This window comes from Roseobacter cerffii (genome assembly GCF_054226325.1).
Map to the genome: position 1 here is coordinate 13478 of NZ_JBTBYJ010000007.1, position 21786 is coordinate 35263.

Below are 21786 nucleotides of genomic sequence, written 5' to 3' on the forward strand. Positions count from 1 at the left end.
AGCGCACGCTGGCTTTAATCCTTCGAAACGGTTTGACGCCTAAATTCCGGCTCAGATTTTTGGATTTCGGGCGCGAACCGCCTCATACGCACATCCCCCGTACAGGAGAGATCACATGCCCATGGATAAATACTCGAGCTTCGTCCGCACACCTTCGCTGCCCGCTTACGGGGTGCAGGAGATCACGCCGAGCGACACCGCCGACCTGGCCGAGGCGACGCTGGCGCTGAACGTGGCGAGCGTGGGCACCGTGCGGGTCACGACGCTCGACGGTACGGTCAGCGATGTGACGATTGCGCCCGGTGAAGCCTTTCCGCTGCGGGTGTCCCGTGTCTGGGAAACCGGCACCACGGCCACCGGCATCCGCGGTCTCTACTGAGGGGTCAGCTTTTGGGGGTCAGGTCCGGCTCGGCCGTCCCACCGCGCCACCGGCTCCAGACCCCCAGAACCTGCTTTTGCACCCATTCATAGACGTGCCAGCAGAAAATCCCGCCCACCAGGGCCAGCAGCACCGGCATATAGGGGTTTTCACCAAAGAAGATGCGCGCCACCGAGGCCCATTGGAAATGGGTCAGGTAGATGAAGAGCGAGGCCGCCGCGATGCGCCGGATCACGCTGGCTGCCCAGCGTGAGACTTCCACCCGCGGCACCCACAGCAGGATCATCATGCCGATGAAGTACCACTTCAGGAAATTCTGGAGCCATTTCTCGGTAAAGAGCATCAGCGCGACACAGGCCAGTGCCGTCACGATGATCTTGCGACTGGTCCGGTCGGCATAAGCCGCGGCCATCCCCAGCGCAAAGAGCCACAACAGCATATGCGGCAGCCGCCTAAAGAGGTGGTGCGTGTCCCAGAATTCATGGGCGATGCTGAAAAGGGCAATCGAGAACACGCAAAACCCCACGGCGGCCCTGAACCCATCCACAGCAAAGGCGCGGCGTATCGGGGGCAGCAGGAACACCAGCCCCATGATCAACAAAAGCTGCACGTAGACGTCGATGAACCAGGCGGCGTAATTGCCGTGCATCTGCGGATCGATCCAGTTGGAGAACAGGAACACCACGCGCAGATCGAAGGGGAAGAAGACCTGCCCCAGCAGCGTCAGGTAGAGCATCGCCGGGATTGCCACGCGCGCCAGCTGGGACCAGACGCTGATCACCGATCCGGTGCGCTGGATCGCGGGGATCTGGTAGAGCGCAAAGCTGTATCCGGCGAGGCTGAAAAGCAGCATCGCCCCGCCGCCGTTATAGCCGACCAGCTTCAGATGCGCGGAGATGATGAAGAAGATCGACAAACAACGCAGGAAGGTGGCGGTGTCGATATAGGTGGGGCCTGCGTGCACCGGGGCGCCCTGCAGCGCGTGCAGCGGGGTCTTGTCCCAGTTGTCGGGCAGGTGGCCCAGCTCCTTTTCCAGATCCAGCGCCACGCCGAGATAGCGCAGGGAATCGCCCTGCAGCTGGTCAAAGGAGCTGTCGGGCGTGATCGTGGCGCCGGGGAAATGGCTGCGGAAGATCGCCTCGATACTGCCGGAGGCAGGCGCGCCGCTGTCCTGGGTCTTTCCGGCAAGGCGCTGCCAGCCGGCGCGGACCTGCGCAAAGAGCGCGTCCCCCCAATCGGCCTGTGCCGTGGCGGGGGCACTGTCCTCGGCGGCGATGATCTCGGTCACCGCGCGCCCGTCCACCTTGCCATTGGCGCGCAGCGGCAGCTCTGCAACCTCGACGGTGCTGATCTCGCTGGCGGGGATGGTGAGCCAGCCCGCCACGGCCTGGCGCAGGGCGCCGGCGTCTTCCCCGGGGGTGACCAGCAGCCACAGCCGCTCGCCCCGGCCCGGCCCGCTCAGGGCCGCGTGGCCTTGTGCCGAGAGCCAGGCATCGACCTCATCAAGGCTGATGCGCAGCCCGAAGGGTTTGATGAAGCGGCTCTTGCGGCCAACGATCTTGTAGAACCCCTCCGCCGTGCGCAGCGCCATATCGCCGGTGTGCAGCGCATCGAGCTCGGGCCCGCGGGCCAGATCCGCGGGGCCTGTCGCATAGCCCATCATCACGTTGGGGCCGCGATAGACCAGCTCGCCCGTCACCTCCGGTTCGGTGATCTCGGTGCCATCAGCATCGATCAGGGCAAACGCCCCGCCGGGGATCGGCAGGCCGATGCAATCGGGGTGGGTGGCAGCCTCATGGGGCGGCAGATAGGCCATGCGCGGCGCCGCCTCGGTCTGGCCGTACATCACGAAGAAGTCCCAGCCTTCCTGCTGCGCACGGGCGGCGATCTCGGCCACGCGGGCCGGGGCCAGCTTGCCGCCCGCCTGCGTGGCATAGCGTAAGGCGGGGCGGTCCGCGGTGCGATGCGGGCTTTTCTCCAGCATGTCGATGACATGGGGCACCGCGGCGAAACTGGTGCAGCGCTGCGCATCGAAGGCGGCCCAGAATTCTGCCTCGAGCACGGTGCGCCCGGTGAACATCAGCGAGGCGCCCGCGGCCAGATGCGAGGTGATCACCGAAAGCCCGTAGGAGTAATAGGGCGGCAGGTTGGTGGGCGCGCGATCCTCGGGTGTCAGCCCCAGGTAATCCGCAATGGCGGCAGCGTTGGAGGCGATGTTGCCGTGTGACAGCCGGATGCTCTTGGCCGCCCCGGTGGAGCCCGAGGTCGAGAGCATCAGCGCCAGATCCGGGTGCAACTCCACGTCCGCGCCACCCTCGAAGACTTCCAGAGCGTCCGTCTGCGGATCATAGCCGTAGCGGAACGGGAAGCTGTCCATCAGCCCCGCGTCCTCCTCCGGCTTGTCGGGCGCGGTCAGCAGCACCGGCACCGCCGATTGCAGCGCCGCGAGCAGGGCGATCACCGTCTCGGGCAGGGGTGCGGCGCGCAGCAACATCAGGCCTTGTCCGGCGCTCAGACGCGCCTGGAACGCATCCGTTTTCTCCACCAGATCGCGATAGGACAGGGCCGTGCCGTCTTCCAGAACACAGAAGGTTCTGTCGGCGTGCTGCATCAAATGGCTGCGCTCGAAAAACATGGGGCCATCCCTAGCGCGGGTGCGGAAACTTTGAAAGTCACAAGCCCGCGGTGGTGGCAGAAACCGGCAGGCCCGCCGCCCTCCGGCAGAGCCTTGCCATGCAGGCCAATCTCGGACTGGCCTGAAATCACCGGGGGCGATATGACAGGACAGGTTGGGGTCGTGGGTGACGTCATGTGTGACATCGGATCAGAAAGCCTGGGCGATGGGTGAGCTGTCCTGGGGGCTGGTGGTTTCCACCAAGGACCGCCTTGATGCGCTCACCGTCTGCGTGGAGCTGGCGCTGGCCCAGACCCGGCCACCGTCGGAGGTGGTGGTGGTTGATGCCAGCGCGGACTGGCAGGACCACGCCCGGATCATCAAAGAGGCCTGCGCCGTGATCCCGGGGCTGCCGGTGACCTACCTGCAGGCCGACCAGCCCTCGCTCACCGTGCAGCGCAATCAGGGGGTGGCGGTGGCGCGCGCCGATATCCTCTTCATGATCGACGATGACAGCTTCATGCACCCCGATTGCGCCGAGAAGATCATGGCGCTTTACGAAAAGGACACCGAGACCGCGGTTGCGGGCATTCAGGCCGCGCCCACCTCCGAAGTGCCGCCACAGGTTCAGCGGGGCGGGGCGCCGCAGGCGGGCGCGCGCAAGGACGTGGGCGCGCTGAACTTTCGGCAAAAGGCGAAATCGGGCCACCACCCGGTGCGTCAGTGGATCATGCGCAAACTGTTCCTGATGAATGCCGAGGAGATGTTCATCCCCTATGACGGGGCATTCCACCGCCATCCGCTGCCCGCGACGCTGCAGGGCGAGGCGGTCACCTCGGCCATTCTCTTTGTCGGGTTTCGCATGACCTTCCGCCGCGACGCGGTCCAGACAGAGCCGTTTGACGGGCTGTTGCGCTATTACTGCCCGGGCGAGGATGCGGATGTGAGCTACCGGATCTCGCGCCACCGGGCGATCCTCTCTGCGCGCGAGGCCCGGCTGCACCATTTCACCTCGGCCTCGGGGCGGATCAACCGGCGGGCCACCACCGTGCTCTCCTCGCTGAACCAGGCGGTGCTGCTGCACCGGCATGCGGCAGATCGCACCGCCGCGCGCAGGCGCTATTTCGCGCTGATGCGGCGGCGGTTGCTGGCCGAGACGTTTAAGGATCTGCTGTCGCGGCGCCTGCGCCTGCCGCAGGCGCGCGGCGTGCTGCAGGCCTGGGCCAGCGCGCGGGCGATTTTCGAGATGTCGCCCGAGGACCTGGTGGCCTGGTATCCCGGCGCGCAGGAGCGTGTCGTGAAAGGGCAATCTCCGGGCAGGGGCTCTTAAAATTTAAGCTGACCACCGCCCCGGCCTTGGCCTATAGGACGGTCAGACAGGATTTGAGTGACGAAGGTATAGGGTTCAAAGATGAAGTATCGTCCCGAGATCGATGGTTTGCGCTCCATCGCCGTTTTGCCAGTGATCCTGTTCCACGGCGGCCTGGCGCTGTTTTCAGGCGGGTTCGTGGGCGTTGACGTGTTTTTCGTCATCTCCGGTTACCTGATCACCACGATCATCGCGGGCAACCTCGATGAGGGGCGGTTCTCGCTGCTGGATTTCTATTCCCGCCGGGCGCGGCGCATCCTGCCGGCGCTGGTGCTGGTGGTGGCCTGCACGATTCCCTTTGCCTGGGCCTGGATGCTGCCCACGGATTTCAAGGATTTCGGGCAGAGCGTCTCGGCGGTCAGCCTGTTTTCGTCGAATTTCCTGTTCTGGCTCGAAAGTGACTACTTCGCCGCCGCCGCCGAGCGCAAACCGCTCCTGCACACCTGGAGCCTCGCGGTCGAGGAGCAGTATTATATCTTCTTCCCGCTGCTGCTGATGGCCTTCTGGCGCCGGGCGGCGCGGGGGACGGTCGGGCTCTTGTGTGTGATCTTCCTGGCCAGCCTCGCGGCGAGCGAGGTGCTCTGGCGGATTGCGCCGGATGCCAATTTCTACCTGCTGCCAAGCCGTATCTGGGAGCTGATGGCCGGATCGCTGGTGGCGATCTGGATGCTGCGGCGCGGGCCTTTGCCCAGCAACATTGGCGCGGCGATCGGGCTCGGGCTGATCCTTGCCTCGATCTTTCTCTATGACAAGACCACGCCCTTCCCGTCGCTTTACGCGCTGGCCCCGGTCATGGGCACGGTGCTGGTGATCCTCTGCGGCGTGCAGGGCACATGGGTGGCGCGCATCCTGTCGCTGCGCGCGCCGGTGGCCATCGGGCTGATCAGCTATTCCGCCTATCTCTGGCACCAGCCGCTCTTTGCCCTGGCGCGCATCCGGCTGGGTCATCCGGATATCGCGATCATGATGAGCCTTGCGGGGCTGTCGCTGGTGCTGGCCTGGATCAGCTGGCGGTTCGTCGAACAGCCCTTCCGCACCATGCCGGGGCGGGCCTGGAAGGTTGTCTCGGGCACGGCCGTGGGTTCGCTCGCGGTGTTCGCGCTGGGGGTGGGGCTGGGCTATTCCGGCCTGCAGGAGCGCTATTTCGTGGCCTCCCTCAGCCCGCAGAACCAGGTGCTGCTGACCCGGATCAACCGGATGCAGACGATGAACCACTATGTGGCCAAAGACGCGGGCGATTGCCGGTTCTTCGTCACCGACTATGGCGCCGATCTGGATGCGCGCTTTGCGGCCTGTGCCGCCACGCATGGTCCGGCGCTGGTGGTCTTCGGCGACAGCCATGCCATCGACGTCTACAAGGCGCTTGTGGCCAATTGGGACAGGCCCTTCCTGGTGGGGCTGCCGCAAAAGGCCTGCCGCCCGCATATCGAGGATGCGCCCTGCCTGCCATCGGAGCTCTCCACCTTCTTCGAGACCCATGAAGACCAGATCGCCCATGCGGTCTATGTGCAGGCGGGATTCTGGCTCTTTACCGATGCCGACGGGGTGCGGCGTGACCGCAGGCTCTTCGCCGATGGCGGGGAGATTGATGCGCAGCTCTATACCGCTGCGATCGACCGGGCGCTGGATGTGCTGCAGGCCTTCGATGCGGAGGTGCCCGTGACCTGGCTGGGCCCCCGGATCGAGCCGCATGTGAGCATGGAAACCATGCTGGGCATCGAATGCGACGTGGCCGCAGACAACCTGTCACTGCGGCCTGCTCACCGCGCCGCCTTTGACGCGCTCGATGCCCATCTGGCGCGGGCCACGGCAGCGGTGGGTCTGGGATATATCTCGGAAATCGAGGCGGTGCAGTTCGATATCAGCCAGGAGCTTTTCAACTGCGAAGCGCTTTACTGGTCGGATGGGGATCACTGGGGCCCGGCGGGCGAAAAGCTCTTCGGGGCCCGGCTGGCCCCTGCATTCCAGGCGCTGGAGGCCACTGACCAGGCCACCAACTGAGCCCTGCGATCCGTTGGATTTTCACCCCCGCATCCGCTATAGGCTCCGGCGGGGGGCATTGGAACGAGAAGGACAAATTATGTCTTCATCCACCACCGATCCGCGCAGCTATGTGCTGATCTCGCCCTGCCGCAACGAGGCCGATTACATGCGCCGGACGCTCGATTCGGTGGTGGCGCAGAGCCTGACGCCGACGCTCTGGGTGATCGTGGATGACGGCTCTACCGATGCCACGCCGGAGATCCTTGCCGAATATGCCGCCGCCCATGACTGGATCCGCGTGGTGCAAAAGCCCGACCGCGGGCACCGGGCGGTGGGCCCGGGCGTGGTGGAGGCCTTCTATGTGGGCTACGAGACCATCGATCCGGCGCAGTTTGCCTATTCCTGCAAGCTTGATCTCGATCTCGACCTGCCGCCGCGATATTTCGAGATCCTGATCGACCGGATGGAGGCCGACCCGCGCATCGGCACCTGTTCAGGCAAGCCCTATGTGCGCCAGAACGGGCAGCTCATCTCCGAGCGGCGCGGCGACGAGATGTCGGTGGGCATGACGAAATTCTATCGTAGAGACTGTTTTGAAGCCATCGGCGGCTATGTGCGCGAGGTCATGTGGGACGCGCTCGACTGTCACAAGGCGCGGCAGCTGGGCTGGCGCGCGGTGAGCTGGGACGATCCCGATCTGCGGTTCGAACACTTGCGGCCCATGGGCTCCAGCCAGACCTCGATCTATACCGGGCGCCGCCGCCACGGGTTCGGACAGTATTACATGGGGTCCGACCTGCTGTTTTTTGCCGCCACCTGCATCTTTCGCATGGCCGAGCCGCCCTATGTGCTGGGCGGGCTGGCGATGATGCAGGGGTATCTGGGGGCCTGGTGGCGCGGCGAGGCACAGCATGAGGATGCGGAGCTGCGCGCCTTTATCCGCGCCTACCAGCGCCGCGCGCTGCGGGTCGGAAAGGCGAAGGCGGTGGCTGAAATTGAAGCATCCCGGGCCGAGGCCGCCGTCTGGCAGCCACAGGCGCTTACGAAATGAGTGACAGGCCGCGAAAGCGGCAGGACGCAGTGGTATGAGTGATTGAAGGGCTCATTGAAAACCAACTACAGGTAGTATGAGCCCGCCAGAAAAAGGTATTTTATCCATGACCTACGTCATGAGATCGACACAGGCTGCAAAAGACGCCCGCACCGTCTATCCCATCGAGACGATGCGCGGCATTGCCGTGCTCATGCTGGTCAGCTTTCACGTGATCGGGGCCTCGGGCGGCTCGGGGCTGGAGCTGCGCTATCCCAGCCCGTTCCGGATGTTTGCCGATTATCTCGTCGATGTGCGCATGCCGCTTTTTGCCTTCATCGCGGGCTATGTCTACGGGCTGCGCCCGGTCACGCTGGATGGGTTCGAGAAATTCCTCAGTGGCAAGTTTTATCGGCTGGTGGTGCCCGGGGTGATTGCGATCACGCTCTTTGCCGCGCTGGCCACGGCCGTGGGCACGGTCTTTGCGGTGACGCCCGCAACGCTTTGGGAAATCTACCTTTTTCCTTACGCGCATTACTGGTTCCTCCAGGCGATCCTGCTGATCTTCCTGGTCTACGGGCTCTGCGACGCGCTGTTGAAGAACCGCGGCGTGCTGGTGTTTCTGCTGCTGGCCTGCTGGCTCTTTCTGGAACCCAAGCTTCCGGTCAATTTCTTCTCGGTCAACTCGGCTGTGCTGCTGGCGCCCTTCTTCCTGCTGGGCCTGGCGATGATCCGCTATGCCGATCACATTGCGCGCCGCTGGCCGGCCTATGTGGCGCTCAGCCTGATCGTCGTGGTCATCGGCACCTGGCAGCATTGCATTGACCTGATCGAACACGGGTCGTTTTCCCGGCAGCGCCGTGACTTTCACAGTCTCTATTACGGGCTTTCGGTCTGTATGCTGCTGGCGCTGGTGCTGCCGCGCATCCGGGTGCTGGAATGGATCGGCCCCTTTGCCTTCACCATCTACCTCTACCATGTGTTCGGCACCGCCGCGATCCGCCGGGTGCTTTATGCGCTCGATGTCACCTCGATCCCGCTGCACTACGTGATCGGGCTTGCGGCGGGCATTCTATTGCCAGTCGCGCTGCATCTGATGGTGGATCGCTCGGCGCTGCTGCGCCGGTACATGCTGGGGCTGCGCCGACCGCGCAGCACCTAATCCGGGAAGGCTTCTGCCCCTGCGGTCCAGAGCCCGCGCAGCTCGGGATACCGGGCAAAACAGTCTCTATACACCGGTTCCAGACGCTGCATGGCCGCCTGACGCACCTCGGCGGGAAGATCGGCGCCCTGTTTGGTGGTGTTGAACTTGCGCTCCAGGAACTCCGGGGCAGGCGGCAGGTCGAAAAAGCTGTTTAGCCGGTCGAAGGCCTCCGCGCCGAACATGCTTTCGTAAAAGCCGATATAGGTCTTGGCGGGCTCGAACACCGCGGCGATGGCCTCCAGCGTATGGGTATAGTCGCTGCGCATCTGCCCGTTTGGGGTGCCCAGATAGGCCAGAAGCGCCTGCGGATCGGGCAGGGAGATATCGACCCCTTCCTGTGACACACCAGCCCGGCGGAACATGCGAATGGCCGAGAGGCACCTGTCGACCGGTTCGCGCAGCAGGAAGACCACGTGCACCGGGATGTCGCGGGCCGCAAACCCGTCTTTGACAAAGGCCAGGTGGTCGGCCTCCAGCCCGCAATAGGCGGGCGTGATATCGCCGGTGATCGCAATCCCGTCCCGGGACAGGATCGACTGGAAATAGTCGAAATAGCGTGCGGGCGCGCGCTGAAAGCTCTGCCGGATATAGAAGGGGTCGCGCGGGCCGCCGCGCAGGGGCTGCAGCAGGTGGCGCAGGTGGCGGCGCCACGGCTGGCGCAGCGGGCGGGTGTCCCAGCCGCGATCCGCCCCCAGATAGAGCCCGTCCCAGATGTGGTATTCCTTGATCTCGCCGAAATCCGACCGTGCGAAATGATCAAGGTAAGCATGCAGCCAGGTGGTGCCCGCTTTCTGCGCGCCCAGCCCCAGCACAAAGACCGGCGGCGGTGAAGGGGGTGTGCTGCTCACGTAGGCATCTCCATCACGGGATGTGCGTTTCATCCATTTCCCAGGCCGTCCGCGGGGACAAGGGCGTTTATCGGATCGCTCGGGTCTGTTGCGGCTGAGCGACATCTGCTAAGGGGTCGCCCGGCACGACCGTTCGCCGCGGACTGTAAAAGGAAGTTTTCGTTTGGCCATCCCCTCGTTTTTCATCATCGGTGCGGCCAAGGCCGGCACGACCAGCATGTACGGGCTCCTGGATCTGCATCCCGGGATTTTCATGCCGCGTGTGAAAGAGCCGGAGTATTTCGCCCGCGAAGATCTCTTTGCCGAAGGGCCCGAGCGCTATACCGCGCTGTTCGACGACGCCCGCCCTGACCAGATCATCGGCGAGGCCTCGACGCTCTATTCGCTTTCGCCATTCTTTCCCGACACCGCCGCGCGCATCAAGGCGGCAGCCCCGGAGGCCAAGATCATCTACGTGATGCGCCAGCCGGTCGCCCGGGCCTATTCCTTCTATATCCAGCTCATCAAGAACTATCAGAACGCCACGGGCGACAACGCGGTGCACCGCAGCTTCGAGGATTTCGTGATCCCGGAACGGCATGCCCATGCCGCCCCGAAAGAGAAGGTCTTTGCCACCTTCAATGCGCATCTGCCCGATGATCCGGAGCTGTGCCTCGCGGGCAGCGATTACCTGATGCAGGCGCGGCCCTATATCGAGACCTTCGGGCGCGAGAACATCCTGTTCCTGGCCTTCGAAGACTTTCGCGCCGACCGGGAGGCGGTGATGCGGAAGATCACCGATTTCATCGGTGCCGACCCTTTGCCCGCAAGCGCCTTCGAGGCGGCCAGCGGCACGCGCAATATCTCGCGCGATTATTTCGACAAGCGCGGCACCACATTGCAGATGCAGCAGATGAAGGACCGGATGGGGCCGCTGTGGATTCTGCGGCGCCTGCTGCCGGAAGGTCTGCGCGACAGCCTGCGCAAATCGGTGGCCGACCGGGCCGGTGGCCCGACCCCGGCGCATGAGCCCGCCCCGATGCTGCCGGACACCCGGGCCCGGCTGGAGGCGCGCTTTGCCCCGCAGGTGGCGCCACTGCAGGCGCTCACAGGGCTTGATCTGAGCATCTGGGAGCTGGGCTAGATGGCCGGGGCCGACGCCCTGCCACGGGTCACCCTGCCTGTGCATTTCTCCTGTCCGCAGGCCGCGATCTGGCCCGAGCTGCGCGATCTGGCGCCTGGCGCGCGGCTGCCCGAAGACGTGCTGGCGGCACGGTCCTCCTTTGCCGGGGTCTGGATCACGCGCGGCTATTACGAGCTGCGCGACTACATCGACAGCTGCACCATCGGCCCGGGGCTGAAGCGGGATGCAATCAATATCTCGCACGCGGCGATGATCGGGCTGCGCGGGCGCGGCTTTCGCGAGTTCCTGGTAACGATCCGTGCCGACTGGCACGCGCCGGGCTTTGCCAATTTCGTGATCCTGCAGAACACGCTGGCCCCAGAGACCCTCGCCAGCGGCAATGTCAGCTTCTGGACCCAGCCGGGTATCCGCCCGCGCGATCCCGCACGCGGCACCCGGATCGAGGTGATCTGTTTCAAGGGCATGCCGCAGCATGTGGCGGGCGCCTTTCGCAGCGAGGCCTTTCATGGCGCCCTGGCCGATCTGGGGGTTACCCTGCGCTTTGACGAGGCGGTGCGCTCCGAGGATGGCGGTCTGGCCTGGGCCGATTACAGCGATGTGGATCTGACGCTCGCGGTGCGCGGTATGAGCTGGGACCGGTTGCATCACAAGCCCGCCAACAAGCTCTTCAACGCCTGGGAAGGGCGGACGCCTGCGCTTCTGGGGCCGGAGCCTGCCTATCAGGCGCTGCGAACCTCGCCGCTCGATTACATCGAGGTGGAGACGCCCGAGGCGGTGCTGGCGGCGGTGCGCAAGCTCAAGGATGACCCGGATCTTTACACGCAGATGGTCGAGCATGGGGCCGCGCGCAGTGCAGCGTTCTCCAACACCGCGCTCGTGCGCAAATGGCTCAAGCTGTTGACCGGCCCGATTGCCGAGGCCCATGCGGCATGGCAGGGCCGCTCGGCACTGTCCCGTGCCCTCTGGATCTCGGCCGGGCTGGTGCGGGAACGGCGCAACAAGAAGCAATACTGGGGGCGGCCCGAAACGGTGCTGGGCGAGACTGCCGCGACGGGCAAGACGACCTGACCTCAGGTGCTGTCCGAGGGGGGCCGTAGTGCTGTGCCGGCCTCACCGTCGATGTCACCGACATCCCGACCGCCGACTACCCCACACCCGCGAAACGCCCGCTGAATTCCCGGCTCGACTGCAGCACAACCGAGGCCGCCTTCGGCGTGGCGCGCCCGGACTGGCGCGCGGGCCTTACCGAAGTGCTGGCGGATCTGAACAGAGCCTAACAAGGACGATTTTCATGACCAAACGCAAAGGCATCATTCTGGCGGGCGGCTCGGGCACGCGGCTCTACCCGATCACGCTGGGGGTCTCGAAACAGCTGCTGCCGATCTATGACAAGCCGATGATCTATTATCCGCTCTCGGTGCTGATGCTCGCGGATATTCGCGAGATCGCCGTGATCACCACGCCGCAGGACCAGGCGCAGTTCCAGCGGATGCTGGGAGATGGCTCCCAATGGGGGATTCATCTCACCTATATCGAACAGCCCTCGCCGGACGGGCTGGCCCAGGCGTTCATCCTCGCCGAAGATTTCCTCGCAGGCAGCCCTTCGGCGCTGGTGCTGGGCGACAATATCTTCTTTGGTCACGGGTTGCCGGAGCTGATGGCCCAAGCGGACCGCCAAGACACCGGTGCCACGGTCTTCGGCTATCAGGTGGCCGACCCGCAACGCTATGGCGTGGTGGATTTCGACGACAGCGGTACCGTGCGCGGCATCATCGAAAAACCCGACGTGCCGCCGTCGAACTTCGCCGTCACCGGGCTTTACTTCGTCGATGGCACAGCACCCGCCAAGGCACGCAGCGTGAAGCCCTCGGCCCGCGGCGAGGTGGAGATCACCACGCTCCTGGAGATGTATCTCACGGAGCAGACCCTCACCGTGCAGCGCATGGGCCGCGGCTATGCCTGGCTCGACACCGGCACACACGGCAGCCTGCTCGATGCGGGCAACTTCGTACGCACCATCGAGAAGCGGCAAGGCCAGCAGATCGGCTGCCCCGAAGAGATCGCCTTTCAGCTCGGCTGGATCAGCCGCGAGGATCTCGCCCGCGAGGCGGAGAAATATGCCAAGAATGACTATGGCACCTATCTGGATGGTCTCTAACAGGGGAGTTTCCCCAAAGATGGAGGGCGGCCCATGTCCGTGAAATTCGGCACCAGCGGGCTCAGGGGTCTGGTCACATCCATGACGCCGGAGCTGATCACCGCCCATGTGCAGGCGTTTCTCGCGGCCTGCGACACCGGCGGCGTGCTCTGTGTCGGGCGCGATCTGCGGCCCTCTTCGCCGCGCATCGCCGAGGATGTGATCAACGCCGCCCGCGCCATGGGATGTCGCGTGATCAACTGTGGCGAAGTCCCGACACCTGCGCTGGCGCTCGCGGCACAAGCCGTGGATGGCGGGGCGGTGATGGTCACCGGCAGCCATATCCCCGCCGACCGCAACGGGCTGAAGTTCTATGTGCGCACGGGCGAGATCAGCAAGGCGGATGAGGCCGCGATCCTCGCGCATCTGGGCCAGGAGTCGGATGGCATCCTTGGCCCGCTGGAGCAGGACGCGGAGGCGGGTGCCCGCTATATCGCCCGCTATGTGGATGCCTTTGGGGCTGAGGCGCTTACGGGCCAGCGGATCGGGCTTTACGCCCATAGTGCCGTGGGCCGCGATGCGCTGGCCACGATCCTGAGCGGGTTGGGCGCCGAGGTGATCGAACTGGGCCGGTCCGAGAGTTTCATTCCCGTCGACACCGAAGCGGTGGACCCGGACGTGCGCACCCAGATCACGGCCTGGGTGGCCGAGCATAAGCTCGACGCGCTGGTCTCGACCGATGGAGATTCCGACCGTCCGCTTCTCGCGGATGAGACGGGCCGCGTGATCCCGGGCGACATTCTCGGCCAGATCACCGCCGAGACGCTGGGCGCCGAGGTGATCGCCACGCCGATTTCGTCGAACAGCGGTGTGACCCTGAAGGCCTTCGAGGACGTGCGGCTGACGCAGATCGGCTCGCCATATGTGATCGCCGCGATGGAAGGGGGCGGGAAGGTCGTGGGCTATGAGGCCAATGGCGGATTTCTTCTGGGCTTTGAGGCGCAGGGGCCTGCGGGGCCGCTCGCACCGCTGGTCACCCGCGACTGTACCCTGCCGCTGCTCGCGGTGCTCTATGCCAGCCGCGCAGGTGGCATCGCCGCGCGCGTGGCGCAGGAGCCCCCCGTCGTGACGGTCGCCGACCGGTTGCAGGAGGTGGAGCAGAGCCAGAGCCGCCCACTGCTGGAGGCTTGGCAGGCGGATGCGGAGGCGCGCGCTGCGTTTCTGACCCCTCTGGGCAAGGAAGAGGCGCGGCTCGATCTGACGGATGGGCTGCGCATGGTGCTCACGGATGGCGATGTGATTCATGTGCGTCCGTCCGGCAATGCGCCGGAATTGCGGCTCTATATCGAGACAAAGGACCAGGCCTCGGCAGAGGCGCTGCTGTCACAGGCGTTGGTGCAGCTCAAATCAGCACTCTGAACTTGACACGACGATCATAGGGCAGCGCCTGTCCGCGGGCGTCGCGCTGAAAGCGCCCGCCCAGGGGGGCGGACGGGCGCTGCCCGGCGGTGCCGCCGGGCGATCCAGTTGAACTGGTCGCGTCTGAGCCCGCCGACCTACTCCGCCGCGTTGAACTGCCGATCGTAGAGCGATTTGAAAAGCCCGTCGCGCGACAAAAGCTCAGCCTGCGAGCCTTCTTCCACCACTTGACCCTCCTTGATCACCACGATCCGGTCGGCACTCAAAATGGTCGACAGCCGGTGCGCAATCACGATCGCCGTGCGCCCTTCGGAGAGCTTCTGCAGCGCCTCGTTCACCAGGTATTCGGATTCGGAATCGAGCGCGCTGGTGGCCTCATCCATGATCAGGATCGGGCTGTCGCGCAGGATCGCGCGGGCAATGGCAATGCGCTGACGCTGCCCGCCCGAGAGGTTCGCACCATTCTCGCCCACATCCGTGTCATACCCCTGCGGCATCGCCGAAATGAAGTCATGGGCATTGGCGGCTTGGGCCGCGGCGATGATCTCGTCATCGCTGGCATTCTCCCGCCCCATGGCGATGTTCTCTTTCAGGCTGCCGTCAAAGAGAAACGTCTCCTGACCCACAAAGGCGATCTTGTCGCGCAGCGAGGCAAATGTGGCCTGCCGCACGTCAAACCCGTCGATCTCGACCCGACCTTCCCCGGGATCATAGAGCCGCAGAATGAGGTTGATGATGGTCGATTTGCCCCCACCCGACGGCCCCACCAGCGCCGTGGTCTTGCCTGCCGCGAAGGTCACATCGAGCCCTCGCAACAGCGGCGCCTTGGCCTCATAGCCAAAGGTGACATCGGCAAAGCGCACCTGACCTGGCCCATCGGGCAGGGGGGTCGCATCCGGTTCCTCGCTGACCGCAATGGGTGTGTCGAGGATCTGGTACATCAGGCCCACGCCCACCAGCCCTTCTTCGATCACCACCCGCATGCGCGCCAGCCGCTTGGCCGGATCATAAGCCATCAACAAGGCGGTCACGAAGGACATGAGCTCCCCCGGAGAGGTGGCGTCATCGCCAAAGATGCTGACCGTGCTGAGCGCCACGACGGATGCGATGGCAAAGCCCGAGAGCGTCTCCATCAGCGGGCTGGTCGCGCCCTGCAGCCGTGCCATGGCGTTGGAGCGGCTCTCGACAGTGGTCACCGCGGCATTCATCCGCGCCGCCATCAGCTTTTCCAGCGCAAAGGCCTTGACCACGCGAATGCCGGTCGAGGTCTCCTGCACCACTTTGATGATCTCGGCGGTCGACGCCATATTCGCCTCGACGATGCTCTGCACCCGGCGGAGGATCTGCCGCACGCCCAGCACCGCGAGCGGGCCGAAGACCAGTGAAAAGAACGACAGGGTGGGCTGCTGATAGACCATCACGATGATGAGCCCGATCAGGGTCAGCAAATCCCGTACGAAGCCCATGATCAGCGTGTCGATCACCACCCGCGCCGCCTGCGCCGAGGTGGTGACCCGCATCAGGATGTTGGAGCTTTCCAGCGTGTTGAAGAAGGAGACCCCATGCTTCAAGAGCCGGTCATAGAGCTTGCGCTGCTGATCGGCGACAATCCGGTTGCCCGCGCGGCTCAGCGCCACCACCTGCACGTAAGAGGCAATGCCCTTCACCGTGAAGATCGCCGCCACCGCCGCCGCCACCGAAAAGACCGCCGCGCGATTGCCGGAATCGACCATGGAATCGATGATGTCCCGCATGATCCAGGCGGTCAGCGCGGTCATGATCGCAATCACGATCATCGCCACGATGGCGACGCCGTAGTTGAAGGCCTGAAGGCGCAAGTTCTCCCGCAAAAGCCGCCCGAGCATGTCGCCTTGGATGTTGGCTTGAACGCGCTTGATCATTGCTGCACTGCCTGACCCCCGATAAGGCTCCCTACGTAGGTGGGATCGCATGGCCTGTAAAGGACCGCGCTTTTTGGACTGGATGCAACCGGGCCGGGTTGCCATAAGACGCGTGCAGAAACCGCGATGAGTAGAGTGATGAACAAAAATGTCTTGGTGATCGGGGGCGCGGGCTACATCGGCTCTCACACGGTGTTGGCCCTGCAAGAGGCAGGCTTCACGCCTGTCGTTTATGACAATTTCTCCTCCGGGCACCGCGATGCGGTCTTCTCCGACCAGGTGGTCGAGGGGGAGCTCGCCGACCGCGCCCGGCTCGCACAGGCGATGCGCGATCACCAGATCGGCAGCGTGGTGCATTTCGCCGCCCTCATCGAGGCAGGCCAGTCCGTGGTCGAACCCTTGCTGTTCTATCGCAACAACGTGGCCTCCACCGTCTCGCTGCTGGAGGCGATGCAGGATGCAGGCGTCGACCGGCTGGTGTTTTCCTCGACCGCCGCGGTCTATGGCAACCAGACCGAGGCCGACCTGCTGCACGAAGAGCTGCCGGTGCAGCCGATCAACCCCTATGGCCAGACCAAGGCCGCGGTCGAGGCAATGCTGCGCGACACCGCCGCCGCCTCCGGGCTCAAATCCATCGCGCTACGCTATTTCAACGCCTCAGGCGCCGATGCCCGCGCCCGCACGGGCGAGCGGCATGACCCTGAAACCCACCTCATCCCGCTGGTGCTGCAAACCGCCGCCGGGCAGCGCGCACAGATCACCGTCTTCGGCACCGATTACCCCACCGAGGACGGCAGCTGCATCCGCGACTATATCCACGTGAGCGATCTGGCGCGGGGCCATGTGGCCGCCCTCGAAAAGCTGCTGGCGACGGAGGGGGACGCCGGGTCCTTCACCCCGATCAACCTCGGCACCGGGCAGGGCTATTCCGTGAGCGCGGTGATCGAGACCGCCAAGCGGGTGACCAACCGCTCCTTCACCGTGGTCGAAAGCGACCGCCGGCCCGGTGACCCGGCGACGCTGGTCTCAGACCCCTCCCGCGCGCATGAGCTGCTGGGCTGGCGGGCCGAGCACTCCTCGCTGGAGAACATCATCACCGATGCCTGGAACTTCATGAACCGCGGGATGTCCTGAGGCATCGATATAAGGTTGATTATGTAAATTTAAGCCCTGGTATCAGGCTCTAAACAGTCAAATCAGACTGTCCTGCAATGCCTTCAGAGCTGATAGTAGTCGCGGAACCACTCCACGAAATCCGCGATCCCGTCGCGCACATTGGTCTGCGGCTTGTAGCCCGTGAGCGCCTTCAACAGATCCGCATTGGCCCAGGTCGCGAAGACATCACCCGGTTGCATGGGCATCATGTTGCGAATTGCCTTCTGGCCTAAACAGCGTTCAATCTCGTCCACGAAGTCCAGCAGACGGACCTTGTCGGAATTGCCGATGTTCACGATGCGGAACGGCGCTGCAGGACTGAGGCTGTCGCCGGGGACCTCTGCTACCCCGGCATCGGGCGCAGGCGGCACCGCGTCGATCAGCAGGCGGATCCCGCGCACCAGATCGGTTACATAGGTGAAATCGCGGTACATCTCGCCGTGATTGTAGATGTCGATGGGCTCCCCCCGCAGGATCGCATTGGTGAACTTGATCGGCGCCATATCGGGCCGCCCCCAGGGGCCGTAGACAGTGAAGAAACGGAACATCGTCACAGGAAGGCCATGCAGATAGGCATAGGAATGCCCCATCGCCTCATTCGCCTTCTTGGTGGCGGCATAGATGGTCAGCGGCGTGTCAGCCTTATCCGTCTCTGCAAAGGGCATTTCCTCGTTGGCGCCGTAAACGGAAGAGGTCGAGGCCATCAGCAGGTGCTGGACCTCATGGACCCGTGCGGCCTCCATCACGTTGAAGGTGCCCACCACGTTGCTGTCGATATAGGCGCGCGGGTTTTCCAGCGAGTAGCGCACCCCTGCCTGCCCCGCCAGATGCACGATCACATCCGGCGCAAAGCGGTCGGCCATGGCGGCAAACCCGTCGGCGTCCTCCAGCAGGCCTTCCGTGGCGCTGAAGCCTTCGGTCTGGTGCAGCATCTGATGGCGCCGCTCTTTCAGGCGCACATCGTAGTAATCGGTCATCCCGTCAAAGCCGTGCACGGTGAAACCCTCATCGAGCAACAGGCGGCTGAGGTGAAACCCGATGAACCCGGCGGACCCGGTCACAAGAACTTTGGTCATGGGAGTCTTCCTGACGTGGGCCAGCCCGAACGGGGCCTGCGATCAGCTGTAATCGCCGTAGTAATCCTCTTCCGCGCCCATGTGGCGGCAGTTGTTCAGCACCACGCCCAACACATTGGTATGCTCGCTCACCTCGCGCTCGCAGACATCGAGCTGCGACATCCGGGTCTGCTCGGCCCGGGCCACGATCAGCGCGCAATCGACGTTCTTCAGCTTGGCGCGCGCATCGTCGGTGACCAGCATCGGCGGCAGATCAAAGATCATCACATCCGGCTCGAACCGCCCCTGAATGTCCTCGAAGGTCTGTGCAGTCTTCTGCGACAACAGCAACTGCGCGGGGTCGCTGACCGGGCGCTGCGCGGCAGAGATGGCCACATTGCTGCGCAGCCGGACCATCTGGTCTTCCGGCGCCATATTGCCCAGCAAGACCTCGCAGATGTCATGCTCGGGCCGGTGGCCGAGCATCCGCGCCACGCTGGGCCGCCGCAGGTCGAGATCGAAGAGCATCGATTTCACCTCGGTCTGGCGCGAGAACCCGACGGCCAGGTTGCAGGCGGTGGTGGTCTTGCCACAGCTCTTGTTCGGTGAGGTGATGGCCAGCCGGGTCCAGCCATTCTGCCGCATCAGCAGGAAAACCTTGGTGCGCAGCACGTCAAAGGGGTTGGCCTCGGGGTGGGCGTCCAGCGTCATGACCCGGTTGGCCAGCAGGTGCTGCGGGTCCGGATCAAACGGGCTCAGCCGGTCCCAGACATCCGGGAAGGTGTTGGGCGCCTCGACCGCGGGGGCCGCGCTGCGCGGGCGCCGGTCGCGGGCGGGCTTGGCCACCGCAGACGCGCTCTTGCGCTCCTTGCGCGCCTTTTGCAGTGCCTTTTGAAGTTTTTCCATGACGTACCCGTTCCCGGCAACTCTAACAGAAAGACGGTCCGGTCAGACCGCGATGACAACTTAAAGCAGACGCTCCACGACCTTTTCAAAGAGCTGGTCCAACGGCATGTACCGGGTGTCGACGACCCAGAGCGAGGCGGGCACCAGGATCACCACGACACACATGGAGGCCAGTTGCAGCACGCGCCGTTTGCGGCGGTCGGCCGCGGTCTCGAACCGTGGCACCACGGCCAGCGGCGTGATCTCGAGCGCCCGGGTGATCTCGGTCGGGCGCCGGATGGTCTGGTTCAGCAGCTCCAGCAGCACAAAGAGCCCGCCCGCAAGGCCCAGCCCGGCAGCAACCCCCATCCCCATGATCGAGGCGCGGTTCGGACCCGAGGGCGAGTTGGGCACATTCGCTGGCTCCAGCACCGAGATCCGCTCGCCCTTGGCCGACAGCTCGATCCGCTCGCCCATCCGGGCCTGCGACACGCGCTGCACCGCCGCGGAATAGAGCGCCTGCATGTTCTGCTGGTCGCGCAGCATCGCGTTCAGCACGATGCCGTTGGCGGGTGTTCTGTCGATGGAATCCTCCAGCTTCACAAGCTCGCCCGAGGTGCTCTCGATCTCCTCGCGGATGGTCTCGGCCCGGGCGTCCAGCTCAGCCAGGCTGATGTCGAGCGCGGTGGCCCCGGCGCTGGCGCCTTCCTCGGCGTCACCGGCCCCGCCGCTGGCGGCGATCTGCTCCTGCAGCGTCGCGATCTGGTTGCGCAGCAGGCGCACCTTCGGGTTGGTCTCCGAATAGATGCTCAACGACACCCGCAGCTGCCCTTCGAGCGCGCGCATGCGCTCCTGCTCGGGGCTCAGTGGCACATTGCGCGCCGCTTCCAGGCGACCGGTGCTTTCATAGATGCGCTGGATGTTCTCGCGCTGGCTTTCCATGGTTTCCAGGTCCCGCTCGGCGCGGGCCAGACGTTCCTGCAGCAGCGACTGGCGCCCCAGCCGGTAATCGAGGTTCTCGGGCAGCGCATCGGCGTTCTGGCGCTTGAACTCGACGATCTGGGCGCTCTGCTCGTCCAGGCTCTCCGACAGGGTTTCGACCTCCTGCTCGAAGAATTCCAGCGTGCCTTCGACGCGGGCGGTGCGGAAATCGCTGTTGGCCTCCAGCGCGATGTTCACATACTGGCTGACCACCGAAGCCACCTTGCGCGGGTTGGTGCCTTCGAACTGGATCGTCATCAGCGTGGCCTGGTTGCGCCCCGTGGCGCGCCGGATCTTGGTCTTGGCGCGCATATGGGTGACGACTTCATCGGGGTTCATGCTGTTCTGGTTCGGGAACAGCCGCGCAGTGCGCGCGATCTCGAGCAGGTTGGCACGTGTCAGCAGGCGCTGCTGGATCACCTCCAGCTGCTGGGTGGCGTTCACCTGCATCGCCCGGCCCACCATGTCGCTGGAAATCTGCGCCGATTCCACCAGCAGCTTGGCATTGCTCTGATAGGTGGTGGGCAGGCGCAGCGCGATCACCACCCCCACGCAGGAGCACAGCAGGAACAGGGCCGCCATGGCCGGGAACCGGCGTGACAGAAGCTTGAAATAAAAGGCGAGATCCGTTGTCATTCCGCTGCCTTATTCAAATCCAAAGGGTCCTTGACCGGGTTTTCCAGAACATAGACGCCGTGATCACGGGTCTTGATGAACAGCCCATCCGCCACCAGCTCGCGCATCACGTTGATGCCCACCACGCGGCTTTCGCTGCTGGCGGCATAGACCAGGGCGAGGTCACAGAGCTTGTTGACCATGCGCGGCACGCCACCGCTTTCCTCGAAGATGCTCTTGATCGCATAGACCGAAAACTCGTTGCCGGTGCCGCCGACATGCAGCAGCCGATGCTGGATATACGCCTTGGTCTGTTTGAAATCGAGCGGGCGCAGATGGTAGGTGGCGGTGACCCGCTGAGCGAATTGCGCCAGCGCCGGGCTTGCCACGATATCGCGCAGCTCGGGCTGGCCCACGAGGATGAGCTGCAACAGCTCGTCCTTGTTGGAGTTGATGTTGGTGAACATGCGCAGCTCTTCCAGCGCCTCGATCGAGAGGTTCTGCGCCTCGTCGATCACCAGCACCACGTGGCGGCCTTCGGCATATTCGTCGATGACGAAATCCTGGAACTTCTTGAAGAGTGTGATGTAGTCGTCCTGCGCCGCGGCATCGATCCCCAGCGCATAGAGCACCCAGCGCAACAGATCCCCCCTGCCCCCTTGGGCGTTGGAGATCAACCCGATGGTGACGTCTTCCTCGATGGCCCCCAGCAGCTGCTGGATCAGCGTGGTCTTGCCCGCGCCGATCTCGCCGGTCACCACCGTCAGCGGCGCGCGCGTGGCAATGCCGTACTCCAGCACCGAATAGGCGCGCGCGTGGCTGTCCGACCAGAACAGGAAGTCCGGGTCCGGCAGCAGCGTGAACGGCCGCTCGGTGAACCCGAAGAAGGATGTGTAAAGCTCAGCCGCCATAGAAGAATGCAATCCTATTCCATCGACCGGCAGTTCGCGTCGTGACCATCTGCGCTCATGAAACCCAACTCACCACTTAATCAACATATTCAACAGGTCTTACGGGACCGTTATATACGACCCCGGGCCCAACAGCGACAGCCCTTCGCACGGCCCAATGGCCTGAAATCTCTGTTA

At 64.4% G+C, this 21786-nt stretch carries 17 protein-coding genes and 1 pseudogene; 11 read left to right on the forward strand and 7 right to left on the reverse strand.

Annotated elements, in window-relative coordinates; translation table 11 throughout:
- Positions 1–115 precede the first annotated feature (115 nt).
- Complete coding sequence (locus tag ACVC7O_RS23555) at positions 116–379, forward strand: spike base protein, RCAP_Rcc01079 family (protein ID WP_458326641.1); 264 nt, start codon at positions 116–118, stop codon at positions 377–379.
- A gap of 4 nt (positions 380–383) precedes the next feature.
- On the opposite strand, the gene ACVC7O_RS23560 is transcribed toward ACVC7O_RS23555, so the two are convergent.
- Complete coding sequence (locus ACVC7O_RS23560; protein WP_458326642.1) at positions 384–3014, reverse strand: AMP-binding protein; 2631 nt, start codon at positions 3012–3014, stop codon at positions 384–386.
- A gap of 178 nt (positions 3015–3192) precedes the next feature.
- On the opposite strand from ACVC7O_RS23560, the gene ACVC7O_RS23565 reads away from it, so the two are divergent.
- The 4 genes from ACVC7O_RS23565 (at position 3193) to ACVC7O_RS23580 (ending at position 8537) form a co-directional block, all read left to right on the forward strand.
- On the forward strand, positions 3193–4323 hold the full coding sequence (locus ACVC7O_RS23565; protein ID WP_458326643.1) for a glycosyltransferase: 1131 nt from the start codon (positions 3193–3195) through the stop codon (positions 4321–4323).
- 81 nt (positions 4324–4404) lie between these two features.
- Positions 4405–6363 carry an acyltransferase family protein gene (locus ACVC7O_RS23570; protein ID WP_458326644.1) on the forward strand — a complete coding sequence of 653 codons (1959 nt, stop codon included), beginning with the start codon at positions 4405–4407 and terminating at the stop codon, positions 6361–6363.
- Between the two features lie 79 nt (positions 6364–6442).
- Positions 6443–7396, forward strand: a complete 954-nt coding sequence (locus ACVC7O_RS23575) for a glycosyltransferase (protein ID WP_458326645.1) — start codon at positions 6443–6445, stop codon at positions 7394–7396.
- Between the two features lie 106 nt (positions 7397–7502).
- Positions 7503–8537 carry an acyltransferase family protein gene (locus ACVC7O_RS23580; protein WP_458326646.1) on the forward strand — a complete coding sequence of 345 codons (1035 nt, stop codon included), beginning with the start codon at positions 7503–7505 and terminating at the stop codon, positions 8535–8537.
- On the opposite strand, the gene ACVC7O_RS23585 is transcribed toward ACVC7O_RS23580, so the two are convergent.
- The gene (locus ACVC7O_RS23585; RefSeq protein WP_458326647.1) at positions 8534–9427 is read right to left on the reverse strand and encodes a hypothetical protein; all 894 of its coding nucleotides are present in this window, start codon (positions 9425–9427) and stop codon (positions 8534–8536) included. The two genes, ACVC7O_RS23580 and ACVC7O_RS23585, sit on opposite strands and share 4 nt — an antisense overlap.
- Before the next feature lie 163 nt (positions 9428–9590).
- Between ACVC7O_RS23585 and ACVC7O_RS23590 the strand changes: the two genes are divergently transcribed.
- The 5 genes and pseudogenes from ACVC7O_RS23590 (at position 9591) to ACVC7O_RS23610 (ending at position 14106) form a co-directional block, all read left to right on the forward strand.
- Positions 9591–10550 (forward strand): sulfotransferase domain-containing protein, encoded by a 960-nt coding sequence (locus tag ACVC7O_RS23590; RefSeq protein WP_458326648.1) that lies wholly within the window; start codon positions 9591–9593, stop codon positions 10548–10550.
- A complete protein-coding gene (locus ACVC7O_RS23595) occupies positions 10551–11618 on the forward strand; it encodes a glycosyltransferase (protein WP_458326649.1) in 1068 nt (355 codons plus the stop codon).
- 35 nt (positions 11619–11653) lie between these two features.
- Positions 11654–11827, forward strand: a pseudogene (locus tag ACVC7O_RS23600) (sugar nucleotide-binding protein); the annotation flags it as partial.
- Between the two features lie 14 nt (positions 11828–11841).
- A complete protein-coding gene (rfbA, locus tag ACVC7O_RS23605) occupies positions 11842–12708 on the forward strand; it encodes a glucose-1-phosphate thymidylyltransferase RfbA (protein ID WP_458326613.1) in 867 nt (288 codons plus the stop codon).
- Positions 12709–12741: 33 nt separating this feature from the next.
- Positions 12742–14106 carry a phosphomannomutase gene (locus ACVC7O_RS23610; RefSeq protein ID WP_458326614.1) on the forward strand — a complete coding sequence of 455 codons (1365 nt, stop codon included), beginning with the start codon at positions 12742–12744 and terminating at the stop codon, positions 14104–14106.
- Positions 14107–14243: 137 nt separating this feature from the next.
- Here the strand turns inward: ACVC7O_RS23610 and ACVC7O_RS23615 are convergent, their stop codons facing one another.
- Positions 14244–16007: an ABC transporter ATP-binding protein gene (locus ACVC7O_RS23615; RefSeq protein WP_458326615.1), complete on the reverse strand. Its 1764-nt coding sequence runs from the start codon at positions 16005–16007 to the stop codon at positions 14244–14246.
- Positions 16008–16145: 138 nt separating this feature from the next.
- Between ACVC7O_RS23615 and galE the strand changes: the two genes are divergently transcribed.
- Positions 16146–17141 carry a UDP-glucose 4-epimerase GalE gene (galE, locus tag ACVC7O_RS23620; RefSeq protein WP_458326616.1) on the forward strand — a complete coding sequence of 332 codons (996 nt, stop codon included), beginning with the start codon at positions 16146–16148 and terminating at the stop codon, positions 17139–17141.
- Between the two features lie 83 nt (positions 17142–17224).
- Here the strand turns inward: galE and ACVC7O_RS23625 are convergent, their stop codons facing one another.
- Genes ACVC7O_RS23625 through ACVC7O_RS23640 form a run of 4 tightly spaced genes read right to left on the reverse strand, consistent with a single transcriptional unit; the run spans position 17225 to position 21609 of the window.
- On the reverse strand, positions 17225–18238 hold the full coding sequence (locus ACVC7O_RS23625) for an NAD-dependent epimerase/dehydratase family protein (protein WP_458326617.1): 1014 nt from the start codon (positions 18236–18238) through the stop codon (positions 17225–17227).
- Between the two features lie 42 nt (positions 18239–18280).
- Positions 18281–19123: a tyrosine-protein kinase family protein gene (locus ACVC7O_RS23630; protein WP_458326618.1), complete on the reverse strand. Its 843-nt coding sequence runs from the start codon at positions 19121–19123 to the stop codon at positions 18281–18283.
- A 60-nt stretch (positions 19124–19183) separates the two neighbouring features.
- The gene (locus ACVC7O_RS23635) at positions 19184–20719 is read right to left on the reverse strand and encodes a GumC family protein (protein ID WP_458326619.1); all 1536 of its coding nucleotides are present in this window, start codon (positions 20717–20719) and stop codon (positions 19184–19186) included.
- Positions 20716–21609, reverse strand: coding sequence for an ExeA family protein (locus ACVC7O_RS23640; protein ID WP_458326620.1), 894 nt, complete (start codon positions 21607–21609; stop codon positions 20716–20718). The genes ACVC7O_RS23635 and ACVC7O_RS23640 overlap by 4 nt, the downstream gene beginning before the upstream one ends.
- Between the last annotated feature and the right edge of the window lie 177 nt (positions 21610–21786).

Bases quoted from the DNA above. Each gene is read 5' to 3' on its own strand.
- ACVC7O_RS23555 (WP_458326641.1), top strand. From the start codon at position 116: ATGCCCATGGATAAATACTCGAGCTTCGTCCGCACACCTTCGCTGCCC.
- ACVC7O_RS23560 (WP_458326642.1), bottom strand. From the start codon at position 3,014: ATGTTTTTCGAGCGCAGCCATTTGATGCAGCACGCCGACAGAACCTTC.
- ACVC7O_RS23570 (WP_458326644.1), top strand. From the start codon at position 4,405: ATGAAGTATCGTCCCGAGATCGATGGTTTGCGCTCCATCGCCGTTTTG.
- ACVC7O_RS23575 (WP_458326645.1), top strand. From the start codon at position 6,443: ATGTCTTCATCCACCACCGATCCGCGCAGCTATGTGCTGATCTCGCCC.
- ACVC7O_RS23580 (WP_458326646.1), top strand. From the start codon at position 7,503: ATGACCTACGTCATGAGATCGACACAGGCTGCAAAAGACGCCCGCACC.
- ACVC7O_RS23595 (WP_458326649.1), top strand. From the start codon at position 10,551: ATGGCCGGGGCCGACGCCCTGCCACGGGTCACCCTGCCTGTGCATTTC.
- rfbA (WP_458326613.1), top strand. From the start codon at position 11,842: ATGACCAAACGCAAAGGCATCATTCTGGCGGGCGGCTCGGGCACGCGG.
- ACVC7O_RS23610 (WP_458326614.1), top strand. From the start codon at position 12,742: ATGTCCGTGAAATTCGGCACCAGCGGGCTCAGGGGTCTGGTCACATCC.
- ACVC7O_RS23615 (WP_458326615.1), bottom strand. From the start codon at position 16,007: ATGATCAAGCGCGTTCAAGCCAACATCCAAGGCGACATGCTCGGGCGG.
- galE (WP_458326616.1), top strand. From the start codon at position 16,146: ATGAACAAAAATGTCTTGGTGATCGGGGGCGCGGGCTACATCGGCTCT.
- ACVC7O_RS23625 (WP_458326617.1), bottom strand. From the start codon at position 18,238: ATGACCAAAGTTCTTGTGACCGGGTCCGCCGGGTTCATCGGGTTTCAC.
- ACVC7O_RS23630 (WP_458326618.1), bottom strand. From the start codon at position 19,123: ATGGAAAAACTTCAAAAGGCACTGCAAAAGGCGCGCAAGGAGCGCAAG.
- ACVC7O_RS23635 (WP_458326619.1), bottom strand. From the start codon at position 20,719: ATGACAACGGATCTCGCCTTTTATTTCAAGCTTCTGTCACGCCGGTTC.
- ACVC7O_RS23640 (WP_458326620.1), bottom strand. From the start codon at position 21,609: ATGGCGGCTGAGCTTTACACATCCTTCTTCGGGTTCACCGAGCGGCCG.